Source organism: Streptomyces sp. NRRL B-24085, assembly GCF_001282115.1.
GTDB lineage: Bacteria > Actinomycetota > Actinomycetes > Streptomycetales > Streptomycetaceae > Streptomyces.
This window is the reverse complement of sequence record NZ_LJBR01000556.1, coordinates 1-13,495: the sequence shown is the minus strand read 5'-3', so window position 1 is coordinate 13,495 and position 13,495 is coordinate 1. Positions and strand designations below refer to the sequence as shown.

Annotated in this window: 16 protein-coding genes; 5 read left to right on the top strand and 11 right to left on the bottom strand. The window is 72.7% G+C overall.

Translation table 11 applies throughout. The annotated features are described in order from the left end of the window. The 5 genes from AOJ26_RS39360 to AOJ26_RS39340 all read left to right on the top strand — a co-directional run. Positions 1-370 (top strand): ADP-ribosylglycohydrolase family protein (locus AOJ26_RS39360; protein WP_199828923.1); only part of this gene is annotated, 370 nt, incomplete at its 5' end. Continuing rightward, positions 358-1,716, top strand: a complete 1,359-nt coding sequence (locus AOJ26_RS39355) for an ADP-ribosylglycohydrolase family protein (RefSeq protein ID WP_053853141.1) — start codon at positions 358-360, stop codon at positions 1,714-1,716. The genes AOJ26_RS39360 and AOJ26_RS39355, both read left to right, overlap by 13 nt. Then, positions 1,713-2,606: a ribokinase gene (rbsK, locus tag AOJ26_RS39350; RefSeq protein ID WP_053853140.1), complete on the top strand. Its 894-nt coding sequence runs from the start codon at positions 1,713-1,715 to the stop codon at positions 2,604-2,606. Before AOJ26_RS39355 ends, rbsK begins: the two co-directional genes overlap by 4 nt. After that, positions 2,603-3,793, top strand: coding sequence for a CaiB/BaiF CoA transferase family protein (locus tag AOJ26_RS39345; RefSeq protein ID WP_053853139.1), 1,191 nt, complete (start codon positions 2,603-2,605; stop codon positions 3,791-3,793). Before rbsK ends, AOJ26_RS39345 begins: the two co-directional genes overlap by 4 nt. Further along, a complete protein-coding gene (locus AOJ26_RS39340; RefSeq protein ID WP_053853138.1) occupies positions 3,790-4,620 on the top strand; it encodes an HpcH/HpaI aldolase/citrate lyase family protein in 831 nt (276 codons plus the stop codon). Before AOJ26_RS39345 ends, AOJ26_RS39340 begins: the two co-directional genes overlap by 4 nt. A gap of 61 nt (positions 4,621-4,681) precedes the next feature. Here the strand turns inward: AOJ26_RS39340 and lgt are convergent, their stop codons facing one another. The 11 genes from lgt to hisI all read right to left on the bottom strand — a co-directional run bounded on the left by lgt (position 4,682) and on the right by hisI (position 13,428). After that, positions 4,682-5,635, bottom strand: coding sequence for a prolipoprotein diacylglyceryl transferase (gene lgt, locus AOJ26_RS39335; protein ID WP_053853137.1), 954 nt, complete (start codon positions 5,633-5,635; stop codon positions 4,682-4,684). 103 nt (positions 5,636-5,738) lie between these two features. Beyond that, entirely contained in the window at positions 5,739-6,512 is a 774-nt protein-coding gene (locus AOJ26_RS39330) for a DsbA family protein (protein WP_053853136.1), read from the bottom strand. Between the two features lie 104 nt (positions 6,513-6,616). After that, positions 6,617-7,435, bottom strand: a complete 819-nt coding sequence (trpA, locus tag AOJ26_RS39325) for a tryptophan synthase subunit alpha (protein WP_053853135.1) — start codon at positions 7,433-7,435, stop codon at positions 6,617-6,619. Then, on the bottom strand, positions 7,432-8,718 hold the full coding sequence (gene trpB, locus AOJ26_RS39320) for a tryptophan synthase subunit beta (RefSeq protein WP_053853134.1): 1,287 nt from the start codon (positions 8,716-8,718) through the stop codon (positions 7,432-7,434). Before trpB ends, trpA begins: the two co-directional genes overlap by 4 nt. Before the next feature lie 104 nt (positions 8,719-8,822). Then, positions 8,823-8,990 carry a tryptophan biosynthesis modulator TrpM gene (trpM, locus tag AOJ26_RS43220; protein ID WP_107092876.1) on the bottom strand — a complete coding sequence of 56 codons (168 nt, stop codon included), beginning with the start codon at positions 8,988-8,990 and terminating at the stop codon, positions 8,823-8,825. Between the two features lie 21 nt (positions 8,991-9,011). Next, positions 9,012-9,821, bottom strand: coding sequence for an indole-3-glycerol phosphate synthase TrpC (gene trpC / locus AOJ26_RS39315; RefSeq protein WP_053853133.1), 810 nt, complete (start codon positions 9,819-9,821; stop codon positions 9,012-9,014). Between the two features lie 137 nt (positions 9,822-9,958). After that, positions 9,959-10,399, bottom strand: a complete 441-nt coding sequence (locus AOJ26_RS39310; protein WP_053853132.1) for a DUF2752 domain-containing protein — start codon at positions 10,397-10,399, stop codon at positions 9,959-9,961. 78 nt (positions 10,400-10,477) lie between these two features. Further along, positions 10,478-10,726 carry an HGxxPAAW family protein gene (locus AOJ26_RS39305; protein ID WP_053853131.1) on the bottom strand — a complete coding sequence of 83 codons (249 nt, stop codon included), beginning with the start codon at positions 10,724-10,726 and terminating at the stop codon, positions 10,478-10,480. Positions 10,727-10,888: 162 nt separating this feature from the next. Next, the gene (locus tag AOJ26_RS39300; protein WP_053853142.1) at positions 10,889-11,530 is read right to left on the bottom strand and encodes a TIGR02234 family membrane protein; all 642 of its coding nucleotides are present in this window, start codon (positions 11,528-11,530) and stop codon (positions 10,889-10,891) included. A 51-nt stretch (positions 11,531-11,581) separates the two neighbouring features. Beyond that, a complete protein-coding gene (locus AOJ26_RS39295; protein WP_053853130.1) occupies positions 11,582-13,060 on the bottom strand; it encodes an anthranilate synthase component I in 1,479 nt (492 codons plus the stop codon). Between the two features lie 11 nt (positions 13,061-13,071). Continuing rightward, on the bottom strand, positions 13,072-13,428 hold the full coding sequence (hisI, locus tag AOJ26_RS39290; protein ID WP_063790389.1) for a phosphoribosyl-AMP cyclohydrolase: 357 nt from the start codon (positions 13,426-13,428) through the stop codon (positions 13,072-13,074). Positions 13,429-13,495: the final 67 nt, after the last annotated feature.

The following is a 13,495-nucleotide window of genomic DNA, read 5'->3' as shown; positions in this document are numbered from 1 at the left end:
CGACTACCGTGCCCCCTCCCTCGGCGCCCGCCGCCCCTCCCGCCTGCACACGATCGAGGAACTCCCCGTCGCGCTCGGGATGTTGCTGGTGGCAGCCGGCGACTACCGGCAGGCCGTGCTCGGCGCGGTGAACTACGGCCGGGACTGCGACTCGATCGCCACGATGGCCGGTGCGATGGCGGGCGCGCTGGGCTCCCCGGTCCCGGACGACTGGTCGAAGACGGTCTCGGAGGCGAGCCGGCTGGACCTGTGGGAACCGGCGGCGACCCTGACGGCGGTCACCCGGGAGGTCTTCGAGCGGGACCTGACCAGGCGCAGGACGCACGAGGCGGCCTTCGCGGAGCTCGGAGGCCCGAGATGCTCCGACTGACCTGGGTCCAGCCGGAGGACCTCATCGGCCACGAGCTCCGCCAGGCGGCCCAGGACGGCAGGGAGCCGTCGGCGATCGCGGCGCGGTGGCGAGCGGCCGGAGGCGGCCAGGCACCGGCCCGGGCGGGGGCCTCGGCGGAGCCCGCCTCCAGGTATCTGAGGCAGCTCGCGGAGGACCTGCTGGACGAACTGGCCGACCTGCCGAGCGCGTTGGCGGACGACGAGCCCACCGACCTCGCGCGGATCAGGGCAAGCTGCCGGACGTGGCCGGCCGACGCCTCCCCGGCCCCCCTCACCCAGGGCGCCCTGGAAGCGGCCTGGCTGGGCCGGGCGGTGGGCTGCCTCCTGGGCAAACCCGTGGAGAAGCTCCCCCTCGAAGCCATCCGCCGACTCGCCCGGGCCACCGGCAACTGGCCCCTGCGCACCTACTTCACGGCGAAGGGCGTCCCCGCCGAACTCCTCGCCGCCCATCCCTGGAACCGCCGCTCCGCCGCCACCTCCCTCGCCGAGAACATCGACGGCATGCCCGAGGACGACGACCTCAACTACCCGCTGCTGAACCTGCTGTTGCTGCAACGCCACGGCAAGGGCTTCACCACCTCGGACGTGGCGCGGCTCTGGCTCGACGAGCTTCCCGCCGGCCGCACCTTCACCGCCGAACGGATCGCCTACCGCAACCTCCTCCAGGGCGTGGAACCCCCTGGAACGGCCCGTCGGCGCAACCCCTTCCGCGAGTGGATCGGCGCCCTGATCCGCGCGGACGTGCACGGCTGGACCAACCCCGGCGACCCGGCCGCCGCGGCCGCACAGGCCCACCGGGACGCCACCCTCACCCACACGGCGAACGGCGTCTACGCGGCGATGTTCACGGCCGCCGTGATCGCCCAGGCGGCGGCGACCCCCGACATCCGCACCTGCCTGCGCACCGGCCTCGGCGTGGTCCCCCCGAACTCCCGGCTGGCGAAGGCGGTCACCCACGCCGTCCGACTGGCCGAGCGGAACGAGGACTTCGACACGGTCGTGGACGAACTCCACGCCACCTACGCGGCAACCCACCACTGGGTCCACGCGATCCCCAACACCGCCCTGATCGCCGCCGCCCTCACCCACGCGGACGGCGACTTCAACGGCTCCGTCTGCAAGGCGGTCGGCGGCGGTTGGGACACCGACTCCAACGGCGCGACGGCGGGAAGCATCGCCGGTCTCCTCTCCGGCGCCCCCGAGAACCTCCCCGACCGCTGGACCACCCCCCTGAAGAACCGCCTGGCCACCTCCGTGGCCGACTTCAACGGCACCGGCTTCGACACCCTGGCCCGTCTCACCCACCGGGAGGCTGCTCGCCCATGACCCACATCGCCGTGCTCGGCAGCACGAACATGGACCTGGTCGCCTACGTCGAGAAGGCACCCCGGCGCGGGGAGACCGTCACCGGCAGGGAGTTCCGTACGATCCCCGGCGGCAAGGGCGCCAACCAGGCGATCGCCGCGGCCCGCGCCGGCGCCACCGTCTCGATGATCGGCGCGGTCGGCAACGACGGCTTCGGCACCCGGCTGCGCTCCACCCTCGAACACTCCGGCGTCACCACCGACCACCTGCGCACGATCGACGGCCCCTCCGGCACCGCGCACATCGTCGTGGACGACGAGGGCGGCAACGCGATCGTCGTCATCCCGGGTGCGAACGGCACCGTGGACCACCTCGCCCCCGGCGACGAGGGTCTGATCGCCTCGGCCGACGCCCTCCTCCTCCAGCTGGAGATCCCCCTGGCAGCCGTCCTCGCGGGCGCGCAGACGGCCCGGGCCCACGGCGTCCGGACGATCCTCACCCCCGCCCCGGTCCAGCCCCTGCCGCCCGAACTCCTCGACGCCACCGACCTGTTGGTGCCCAACGAGCACGAGGCGGCCACCCTCACCGGCCACGCCGACCCGTTCGCCGCGGGCGCCGCCCTCCTCGACCGGGTCCCACGCGTGGTGATCACCCTGGGCGAGGCGGGGAGCCTGTATCTGACCCGGGACGCCGAACCCCTCGTCGTCCCCGCCCCGCGGGTCACCGCGGTGGACTCCACCGGTGCCGGCGACACGTACGTGGGCACCCTCGCCGTCGCCCTCGGCGAGGAACGGCCGATCCGGGAGGCGATGGCCTGGGCCGCCGCGGCCGCCGCACTTTCCGTCCAGCGGGAAGGCGCCTCGGCGTCGATGCCCTACCGCTCCGAGATCGAGGCCCGGTACACGTCATGACCGAGACCCCCCTGCACGGCCTGCGCGTGCTCGACACGGCCACCCTCTTCGCCGGCCCCCTCGCCGCCACCCTGCTCGGCGACTTCGGCGCCGAGGTCCTCAAGATCGAGCACCCCACCAAGCCGGACCCCTCCCGCGGCCACGGCCCCTCGAAGGACGGCATCGGCCTGTGGTGGAAGGTCCTGGGCCGCAACAAACGCACCCTCACCCTGGACCTGTCCAAGGCGGGCGGCCGGGCCACCTTCCTCAGGCTGGCCGCCACCGCGGACGTCGTCATCGAGAACTTCCGCCCCGGCACCCTGGAGAAGTGGGACCTCGGCTGGCCCGAGCTGTCCGCCGTCAACCCCCGCCTGGTCCTCACCCGCGTCACCGGCTTCGGCCAGTTCGGCCCCTACGCCCACCGCCCCGGCTTCGGCACCCTCGCCGAGGCGATGAGCGGCTTCGCGGCGATCACCGGCGAACCGGACGCGCCCCCGGTCCTGCCGCCCTTCGGCCTGGCCGACTCCATCGCGGGCCTGGCCACGGCGTACGCGGTGATGACGGCGCTCGCGGCCCGGGAGCGCACCGGCGAGGGCCAGGTCGTCGACATGGCCCTCATCGAGCCGATCCTGACGGTCCTCGGACCCCAGCCGACCTGGTACGACCAGCTCGGTCACGTCCAGGAGCGCACCGGCAACCGCTCCGCGAACAACGCCCCCCGCAACACCTACCGCACGGCCGACGGCACCTGGGTCGCCGTCTCCACGTCGGCGCAGTCCGTCGCGGAACGCGTGATGCACCTGGTGGGCCGTCCGGAGCTGGTCGACGAGCCGTGGTTCGCGACCGGCGCCCAGCGGGCCGCGCACTCCGACGTCCTGGACGCGGCGGTCGGCTCGTGGATCGCCGCACGCACCCGCACCGACGTGCTCGCGGCCTTCGAGAAGGCGGAGGCCGCGATCGCCCCGATCCAGGACGTGCGGGACGTCATGGCCGACCCGCAGTACCAGGCGCTCGACACCGTCACCACGGTCGACGACCCCGAGCTCGGCCCCCTGCGCATGCAGAACGTCCTGTTCCGGCTCTCCTCGACCCCCGGCGCGATCCGCTGGGCGGGCCGCCCGCACGGTGCGGACACGGACGAGATCCTCACCGAACTGGGCCTGTCGAAGGCCGAGTTGACGGCCCTGCGCGCGGAGGGCGCCCTGTGAGGCCGTACCCCCTGACCTGGCTCTACGTGCCGGGCGACCGTCCGGACACCGTCACCAAGGCCCTCGTCGCCGGTGCCGACGTCGTGGTCGTCGACCTGGAGGACGCGGTCGCCCCCGAGCGCAAGCGGTACGCCCGCGAGGCCACCGCCGAACGCCTCGGCGACCCCCAGCCGATCCCGGTCCACGTCCGGGTGAACTCCCTGGCCGGCCCCCTGGCGGCAGCGGACCTGGCGGCCGTCGCCGCCCTCCCGGGCCTCGCCGGCCTGCGCCTGCCCAAGGTCACCGCCCCGGCCCAGATCACCCGCGTCGCGGAAACGGCGGCCCGGCCCGACGGAGGCGTCCCACCCCTGTACGCCCTCCTCGAATCGGCCCTGGGCATCGAGCACGCGCATGCCATCGCCACCGCCCACCCCAGCCTGCGCGGCATCGCCCTCGGCGAGGCGGACCTGCGCGCCGACCTGGGCGTACGGCACGACGGGGGCCTGGACTGGTGCCGCTCCCGAGTGGTCGTGGCGGCACGCGCGGCGGCCCTTCCTCCACCACCTCAGTCGGTCCACCCGGACATCCGGGACCTGGAGGGCCTGCGGGCCTCCTGCGCCCACGGCCGCGCCCTGGGCTTGCTGGGCCGGGCGGCCATCCACCCCCGCCAGCTCCCGGTGATCGAACGCGCCTACCTCCCCACGGAGGAGGAGATCGAGCAGGCGGAGACGGTCCTGAAGGCGGCCGAGGCCGACCAGGGGGCCCAGGCCCTCCCGGACGGCACCTTCGTCGACGCGGCGGTGGTGGCCCAGGCCCACCGCACCCTCTCCCTGGCCCGCCACGGCTGACACACGACGAGGGCGCCCCGACAGCTCGGGGCGCCCTCGTCGACGTACGTGCGACCGAGCGTCAGCTCTTCTTGGCCGACTCGGCCTCGTCGGCGGTATCGGCCTCGGCCTTCTCGTCGTCGTCGGCCTTCTCACCGGCGTCGGCGTGCTCGTCGGTGTCGGCCTTCCCGCCCTCTTCGGGCTCACCGTCGACGGCGTCCGCACCGGGCTCGACGACTTCCTCACGGCCGGGCCGCTTCTTCGCCGACACCACGATGTACGTGACGGCGAGCAGGAACACGACGATCGCGGTCCAGACGTTGAGCCGGAGCCCGAGGATGTGGTGGGCGTCGTCGATGCGCATGTACTCGATCCAGCCGCGGCCCGTGCAGTACGCGGCGACGTACAGCGCGAACGCCCGTCCGTGACCCAGCTTGAAGCGGCGGTCGGCCCAGATGACGAGGAGCGCGACCCCGATGCACCACAGCGACTCGTACAGGAACGTCGGGTGGTAGTAGCCCGGCACCCGCCCGTCCGTGGAGGACGTGATGTGCAGGGCCCACGGCAGGTCGGTCGGCTTGCCGTACAGCTCCTGGTTGAACCAGTTGCCCCAGCGGCCGACGGCCTGCGCGAGGGCGATGCCGGGGGCGATGGCGTCGGCGTAGGCCGGCAGCGGGATGCCCCGGCGGCGGCAGCCGATCCACGCGCCCACCGCGCCGAGCGCGATCGCGCCCCAGATGCCGAGGCCGCCCTCCCAGACCTTGAAGGCGTCCACCCAGTCACGGCCCTCGCTGAAGTACAGCTCGTAGTCCGTGATCACGTGGTAGAGGCGGCCGCCGAGCAGTCCGAACGGCACGGCCCAGACCGCGATGTCGGCCACCGTGCCGGCCCGCCCGCCACGGGCGATCCAGCGCTTGTTGCCGAGCCAGACGGCAACGAAGACGCCGATGATGATGCAGAACGCATAGCCACGCAGCGGGATGGGACCGAGGTGGATCACCCCGCGCGACGGGCTGGGAATGTAGGCAAGTTCCATGGCAGGGTCGACGCTACCCTGCCGGGCCGGGCCCACGGTGGGCGGCCCGGCAACGGGTCCATAACAGGCGGGTGAGAGGCAGCGGCCGCCGTCTTACCGGCCGTCAGCCCTTGTTGGCGGCCTCCACCTGCTGCTTCAGCTTCGCCGGGGTCATCGACTGGTCCTGGTAGATGTTCTTGCCGTCGAGCAGCACGGTCGGGGTGCCGGAGAAGCCGCCGTTGCGGAAGGCGGCCGCGGACTTCTCCACCCAGCCGTTGTGGGTGCCCTTCTCGACACAGGTGCGGAACGCGGGCGTGTCGAGGCCGTCGACCTTCTTCGCCAGTTCGAGCAGCTTCCCGTTCTCGGCGTAGTCGTCGCTGGTCTCCGCGGGCTGGTTCTCGAACAGCACGTCGTGGTACCCCGGGAACTTCCCTGCGTCCTGGGCGCAGGCCGCGGCGTTGGCGGCGTTGCGGGAGCCGGTGCCGCCCATGTTGCCGTCGATGATGGTGGCCAGGTGGTACTCGACCTTGAGCTTCCCGGAGCCGGTGAGCTCGTGGATCGTCGGGCGGTACGCCGTCTCGAACGCCTTGCAGGCCGGGCAGCGGAAGTCCTCCCAGACGACGAGCGTCGACTTGGCCCCTTCCTTGCCGACCGGGATGGCGAGACTGTCCTGGCCCTCGGCCCCCGACGGCACCACGACCGGGCCCGAGGAGCTGTCCTCGTCCTTGCCGGAGTTGGCCGCGACGACGCCGACCACCGCGGCGAGACCGAGGACGCACACGACACTCGCGCCCACGATCAGCACCCGGCGCCGCTTCTCCGCGGTCTTCTGCTTCGCGCGCTCCTCCGCCAGCCGCTCGCGGGCGGTGCGCTTTCCCTCACGGTTCTTCTCGCTCACACCCGCAGAACGAACCGGGGAGGCGCACCGCGCCTCCCCGGCCCCAGGTCCACCCGTTCGAGTGACCGAATTTTCTGTTCTGCCCTGACCGGCGTGCGGTGGGCCTACGCCTGTCGGCGCACGCCCTCCGCCAGCTCGCCCGCGAGGGCGCGGACGCCCTCGACGCCGGCCTTGTCGTCCGGCGCGTCCAGCATCCGCTTCACGAAGGCCGAGCCGACGATCACGCCGTCGGCGAAGCCGGCCACCTCCGCGGCCTGCTCGGCGTTGGAGACACCGAGCCCGACGCAGACGGGCAGCCCGGCACCGGCGGCCCGGGTGCGCTCGACCAGGTCCTGGGCCTGTGCCCCGACCGACTCCCGGGTGCCCGTGACGCCCATCAGGGAGGCGGCGTACACGAATCCGCTGCCGGCCGCGGTGATCTCGGCGAGCCGTGCGTCCTTGCTGCTGGGCGCGACCACGAAGACCGTGGCGAGCCCGTGCTTCTGGGCGTGCTCCCGCCACAGCGCCGACTCCTGCACGGGCAGGTCGGGCAGGATGCAGCCCGCGCCGCCCGCCTCGGCGAGCTCGGCGGTGAAGCGCTCGACGCCGTAGCGGTCGATGGGGTTCCAGTACGTCATCACGAGCACCGGTTTCCCGGTGGCCTCGTAGGTCTCCCGGACCGTCCGCATCACGTCGGCGATCTTGACGCCGCCGCGCAGGGCGATGTCGTCGGCGGTCTGGATGACGGGGCCGTCGAGCACCGGGTCGCTGTGCGGCAGACCGACCTCGACGACGTCCGCGCCGCCGTCGAAGGCGGCCTTGATCGCCTCGATTCCGCCGTCCACGGTCGGGAACCCGGCCGGGAGGTAGGCGATCAGGGCGGACCGGCCCTCGGCCCTGGCGGCGGCGAGGGTGTCGGTCAACAGCTGGATGTTCCCGCTCACTTGGCGTCCCCCTCGATCTCCGCGCCGGTGCCGGCCTCGTCCGCCGCGACGGCGGCGTCGGGGTCGTACAGGCCGAAGTAGCGCGCGGCCGTGTCCATGTCCTTGTCGCCGCGGCCGGACAGGTTGACGACGATCAGCCCGTCCTTGCCGAGCTCCCTGCCGACCTCCAGGGCACCGGCCAGCGCGTGGGCGCTCTCGATGGCCGGGATGATGCCCTCGGTGCGCGAGAGCAGGCGCAGGGCCTGCATGGCCGCGTCGTCGGTGACCGCGCGGTACTCGCCGCGCCCTGAGTCCTTGAGGTAGGAGTGCTCGGGGCCGATGCCCGGGTAGTCCAGGCCGGCCGAGATGGAGTACGGCTCGGTGATCTGGCCCTCCTCGTCCTGGAGGACGTAGGAGCGGGAGCCGTGCAGGATGCCGGGCTCACCCGCGGTGAGGGTGGCCGCGTGCTCGCCGGTCTCCACACCGTGCCCGGCGGGCTCGCAGCCGATGAGGCGTACGCCGGTGTCGGGGATGAAGGCGTGGAAGAGGCCGATGGCGTTGGAGCCGCCGCCCACGCAGGCGATGGCCGCGTCGGGCAGCCGGCCGGTCCGCTCCAGGAGCTGGCGGCGGGCCTCGACGCCGATCACGCGGTGGAAGTCGCGGACCATGGCCGGGAAGGGGTGCGGTCCTGCGACCGTGCCGAACAGGTAGTGCGTGCGGTCGACGTTGGCGACCCAGTCGCGGAACGCCTCGTTGATGGCGTCCTTCAGGGTGCGGCTGCCGGACTTCACGGCGATGACCTCGGCGCCGAGCATGCGCATCCGGGCCACGTTGAGGGCCTGGCGCTGGGTGTCGATCTCGCCCATGTAGATCGTGCACTCGAGGCCGAACAGCGCGCAGGCGGTGGCGGTGGCGACGCCGTGCTGGCCGGCGCCGGTCTCCGCGATCACCCGGGTCTTGCCCATGCGCTTGGTGAGCAGGGCCTGCCCGAGCACGTTGTTGATCTTGTGGGAGCCGGTGTGGTTGAGGTCCTCCCGCTTCAGGAAGACTGTGGCCCCGCCGGCGTGCTCGGCGAACCTCGGCACCTCGGTGAGCGCCGAGGGCCGGCCGGTGTAGTTCACGAGCAGGTCGTCGAGCTCGCGGGCGAACTCGGGGTCGTGCTTGGCCTTGTCGTACTCGACGGCGACCTCGTCCACGGCGGCGACGAGGGCCTCCGGGATGAACTTGCCGCCGAAGCTGCCGAAGTAGCCTTCGGGGCTCGGGACCTGACCCTCCGGGTCAGGGATGAAGAACTCGCTGGGCATGGCTGAACCTCACGGTGAGTTGGGAGATACCTAATCGCCGTGGGGGCGGGGTCCGTCTGATGGCTGCGGGCCGTGTGTGGCTTGTCGCGCAGTTCCCCGCGCCCCTAGAGGGCGCGCTGCCATCGACGGCCGTTCACCTGCCCGGGTTCGTCGCCGATGACGTACCTGACCCTGCGCCCGTGCACCCTGCGGGCGGGCGCGCGGCAGCCACGGGGGCGGCAGCCGCGCGCGAGGCGCGCGTGCCGGTCCGCGGGGGTCATGGTGACAGTCATCGGGCCAACTCTAACCGGTGATCAGCCGCGCCCGTGGCGCAGTGCCGGGTGCTCGCCCGCGGCGACCAGGTCCGCGACCGCCGTCTTCGGGTCCTTGCCGGTGACCAGGGACTCGCCCACCAGGACCGCGTCGGCGCCGGCGTTGGCGTACGCGATCAGGTCGTGCGGGCCGCGGACGCCGGACTCGGCGACCTTGACCAGGTGGGCGGGGATCTCCGGGGCGATGCGCTCGAAGGTGCCGCGGTCGACCTCGAGGGTCTTGAGATTGCGCGCGTTGACGCCGATGATCTTCGCTCCGGCGTCCACCGCGCGCTCGATCTCGTCCTCGTCGTGGACCTCGACGAGCGGGGTGAGCCCGATGGACTCGGCGCGCTCGATCAGGGACTCCAGGGCGGGCTGCTCCAGGGCCGCGACGATGAGCAGCGCGAGGTCGGCGCCGTAGGCCCGGGCCTCCCACAGCTGGTACGACGTGACGATGAAGTCCTTGCGCAGGACCGGGATGTCCACGCGCGCGCGAACGGCCTCCAGGTCGGCGAGCGAGCCGCCGAAGCGGCGCTGTTCGGTGAGGACGGAGATGACGGCCGCGCCGCCCGCCTCGTAGTCGGCGGCGAGGCCCGCCGGGTCGGCGATCGCGGCCAGCGCGCCCTTGGAGGGGCTGGAGCGCTTGACCTCGCAGATGACCTTGACGCCGTCGCCGCGCAGGGCGGCCACGCCGTCCTTGGCCGCGGGAGCCTTCGCCGCGCGCTCCTTGAGCTCGTCGAGGCTGACGCGCGCCTGCCGTTCCGCGAGGTCGGCACGGACTCCGTCGATGATCTCGTCGAGCACACTCACGCGAGCGGCCCCCTTCCAGACGGTTGACAGTTCCAGCGACCGGTGAAAACAGGTGGTCACTGCGATGGTATCCGCAGGAGGGCGTAGCCCTCGCATCCGGTTGACGCCGGTCCCAGTACCTGGACGTTCACCGGTGATCAAGGATGTAGCCAGCCACCGAAGGGCAGGTTCCGGACAACCGTGAAGACCAGCAGCAACGCCCCCGCCGTCCACAGGTGCACCGGCCCGAGACCGAGGCTCAGCGGCCGCCCGCGCGCCGCCCGGACCACCCAGACGGTCCACAGCACGGCGAAGCCCAGATAGCCCACGACCGCGAGCGCGTTGTCCTGGAGGGCAGCCGGGAAGTCGCCGTGGACGAAGGCGTGCGCGCTGCGCAGGCCGCCGCAACCGGGGCAGTACAGGCCGGTGATCCGGTAGAGCGGGCAGACGGGGTAGTGGCCGGGCTGGTTGGGGTCCACGGTCCCCACGTACGCGAAGGCCCCGGCGACGGCCGCGAGGATCCCGCCCGGGACGGCCAGGCGTCCGGCCAGGCCGGTCCGGGACGGCAGGCGCTCAGTGTCGGCGTTCACGTCCGGCATTCTCCCCCGTCCTGCCGTCGAACGCGTGAGGGGCGGCCCGGCACTTTCGCCGGGCCGCCCCTTCACGCGGTGTGCGGGTCAGCTCTTGGCGTCCGCCGACTCGGGCTGTGCGGTGGCGATCGGCTTGTGGGTGTCCTTCGGCATGCCCATCCCCATCGCGCTCATGATCCAGCCGACGATTCCGCCGACGACCACGATCGCCATACCGGCCCAGAAGCCCGCCGGCTGGGCCATCACCATGAAGGCGCCCGCGACGCAGAAACCGATGAAGGCGATAGTGACACCGGTCCAGGCGGCCGGGGTGTGACCGTGGCTGCTGCCCGCCATTGCTTGCTCCTAGGTGCTGAAGTACGTGACTGAGCCGGTCGCTCAGGGTCCATTGTTCCGCACGCAAGGGCGCGACGTGTTCGGGGGGCACCCGGACGCGCCCCACAGGGGCGCGGGGAACTGCGCGACAAGCCCCACGGACCCGCAGCCGACATCCGACCGCTACGCCCCGGTCGGATCCTCCCCACGATCCAGCGCCTTCCAGATGTCCTCGGGCCGGTCGGGATCCACGACGACAGCCTTACGACGTGCCCGAGGCGCCCCGTCCCGCTCGTACCTCCCCGACATCGCCGGCCACAGCCGCCCGTACCGGAGAGCGAGCAGCCCGGCCAGCAGGATCAGCGCGCCCCCGGCCACGGCCACGTAGGGCCAGGCGGTGTGGGAGAGCTCGGAGACCGTCGCCGACGTGTCCCCGGACGCCTTCGCGGCCTGCTCGTCCAGCGCCGACGAGTCGCCCGCGCCGATCAGGGCCGCCACCGCGATCCCCGCGCCGGAGAGCGCCAGCACCCCGGCGACCAGCAACCGTCCCGCCCTGCGTACGGCGAAGACGGCGACGAGCGCGGCGAGGCCCACTATGGCCAGCGCGGCCGGCACGCCGGTCACGTCGCTGCCCTTGGCGGTCAGGGGGAACGCGCCGCCGGCCACCGTCGCGGTGCCCTCCGACCAGCGCTGACGGGTCGCGAGCAACGCCACGGCCGCGCCGAGCGCACCGGACAGCAGAGCTATGGCGAGACTGAGGCGGCCGGCCCTGGCGGGTCCTGCGGCTTCTGAACGGGGGTGAGGTACGGCAGTCACGTACCCCACTATCACCCGAACCGGGGGCGAACGGTCACCCGGGGCTCCGTGAGAATCGCCCTACTCGCCCAGTCGGTTCGCCGTGTGCACCGCCCGCAGGACCGCCGCCGCCTTGTTGCGGCACTCGGTGTCCTCGGCGACCGGGTCGGAGTCGGCGACGATTCCGGCACCGGCCTGGACGTACGCCGTGCCGTTCCTGAGCAGTGCCGTACGGATGGCGATCGCGGTGTCGGAGTCGCCCGCGAAGTCGAGGTAGCCGACGCAGCCGCCGTACAACCCGCGCCGGGACGGCTCCAGTTCGTCGATGATCTGCATCGCGCGGGGCTTCGGGGCGCCGGAGAGGGTGCCCGCCGGGAAGCAGGCGGTCAGGACGTCGAAGGCGGTGCGACCGGGGGCGACCTTGCCGGTGACGGTGGAGACGATGTGCATCACGTGGGAGTACCGCTCGACGGACATGAAGTCGACGACCTCCACCGAGCCGGGCTCGCAGACCCGCCCGAGGTCGTTGCGCCCCAGGTCGACGAGCATGAGGTGCTCGGCGCGCTCCTTCGGGTCGGCGAGGAGTTCGTCGGCCAGGGCCTGGTCCTCCTGCGGGGTCGCCCCGCGCCACCGGGTGCCGGCGATGGGGTGGACCATGGCGTGCCCGTCCTCGACCTTGACCAGGGCCTCGGGGGACGAGCCCACGACGTCGAAGCCGTCGAAGCGGAACAGGTACATGTACGGGGAGGGGTTGGTGGTCCTGAGGACCCGGTACACGTCCAGCGCGCTGGCCGTGCAGGGCGTCTCGAAACGCTGCGAGGGGACGACCTGGAAGGCCTCGCCGGCCCGGATGCGCTCCTTGATGTCCTCGACGGCCGCCTGGAAGTCGGGGCCGCCCCACAGCGCGGTGTACTCGGGCAGTTCGGAGGGCGGCAGGACCGCCGGGGGCTGGGCCACCGCGCGGGACAGGTCCGCCTCCATGGCGTCGAGGCGGGCCACCGCGTCCGCGTGGGCCTCGTCGACGCCGGTGTCGAGGTCGTTGTGGTTGATCGCGTTGGCGATCAGCAGGACCGAGCCCTCCCAGTGGTCCATGACGGCGAGGTCGCTGGTCAGGAGCATGGTCAGCTCGGGCAACTTCAGGTCGTCGCGCTCGCCGGGGCCGATCTTCTCCAGGCGGCGGACGATGTCGTAGCCGAGGTAGCCGACCATGCCGCCGGTGAAGGGCGGCAGGCCCTCCTGGTGCGGGGTGTGCAGGGCCTCGATGGTGGCGCGCAGGGCGGCCAGCGGGTCGCCGTCGACGGGGACGCCGACCGGTGGGGTGCCGAGCCAGTGGGCCTGGCCGTCGCGCGCCGTAAGGGTGGCGGCGGAGCGGACGCCGACGAAGGAGTAGCGGGACCACGAGCGGCCGTTCTCCGCGGACTCCAGCAGGAAGGTGCCGGGGCGCTCGGCGGCCAGCTTGCGGTAGAGGGCGACCGGGGTGTCGCCGTCGGCCAGGAGCTTGCGCGTGACGGGGATGACGCGGCGGTCGGTGGCCAGCTTGCGGAAGGTCTCGAGGTCCATGGCGGCTGACCTTACTGACCCGGGGCGGCGGTGCCTGAACCGGCGCCGTCCTTGAGGAGCACGTCCTCGTCGAAGCAGGTCCGCGCGCCGGTGTGGCAGGCGGCGCCGACCTGGTCCACCTTCACCAGCACGGTGTCTGCGTCGCAGTCGAGGGCGACGGACTTGACCCACTGGAAGTGGCCGGAGGTGTCGCCCTTGACCCAGTACTCCCGGCGGCTGCGCGACCAGTAGGTGCAGCGGCCGGTGGTCAGCGTGCGGTGCAGCGCCTCGTCGTCCATCCAGCCGAGCATGAGCACCTCACCGGTGTCGTACTGCTGGGCGATGGCGGGGACGAGCCCGTCGGCGCTGCGCTTGAGGCGCGCGGCGATCTCGGGGTCGAGGCGACTGGAAGGAGCACTGTGGCGCGAAGCGCTTCCATGAGGGGCGGTGGCCGGG

Bases quoted from the DNA above. Each gene is read 5' to 3' on its own strand.
- trpM (WP_107092876.1), bottom strand. From the start codon at position 8,990: ATGACTGTCACCATGACCCCCGCGGACCGGCACGCGCGCCTCGCGCGC.
- AOJ26_RS39310 (WP_053853132.1), bottom strand. From the start codon at position 10,399: ATGCCGGACGTGAACGCCGACACTGAGCGCCTGCCGTCCCGGACCGGC.
- AOJ26_RS39345 (WP_053853139.1), top strand. From the start codon at position 2,603: ATGACCGAGACCCCCCTGCACGGCCTGCGCGTGCTCGACACGGCCACC.
- rbsK (WP_053853140.1), top strand. From the start codon at position 1,713: ATGACCCACATCGCCGTGCTCGGCAGCACGAACATGGACCTGGTCGCC.
- trpB (WP_053853134.1), bottom strand. From the start codon at position 8,718: ATGCCCAGCGAGTTCTTCATCCCTGACCCGGAGGGTCAGGTCCCGAGC.
- AOJ26_RS39305 (WP_053853131.1), bottom strand. From the start codon at position 10,726: ATGGCGGGCAGCAGCCACGGTCACACCCCGGCCGCCTGGACCGGTGTC.
- AOJ26_RS39295 (WP_053853130.1), bottom strand. From the start codon at position 13,060: ATGGACCTCGAGACCTTCCGCAAGCTGGCCACCGACCGCCGCGTCATC.
- AOJ26_RS39355 (WP_053853141.1), top strand. From the start codon at position 358: ATGCTCCGACTGACCTGGGTCCAGCCGGAGGACCTCATCGGCCACGAG.
- lgt (WP_053853137.1), bottom strand. From the start codon at position 5,635: ATGGAACTTGCCTACATTCCCAGCCCGTCGCGCGGGGTGATCCACCTC.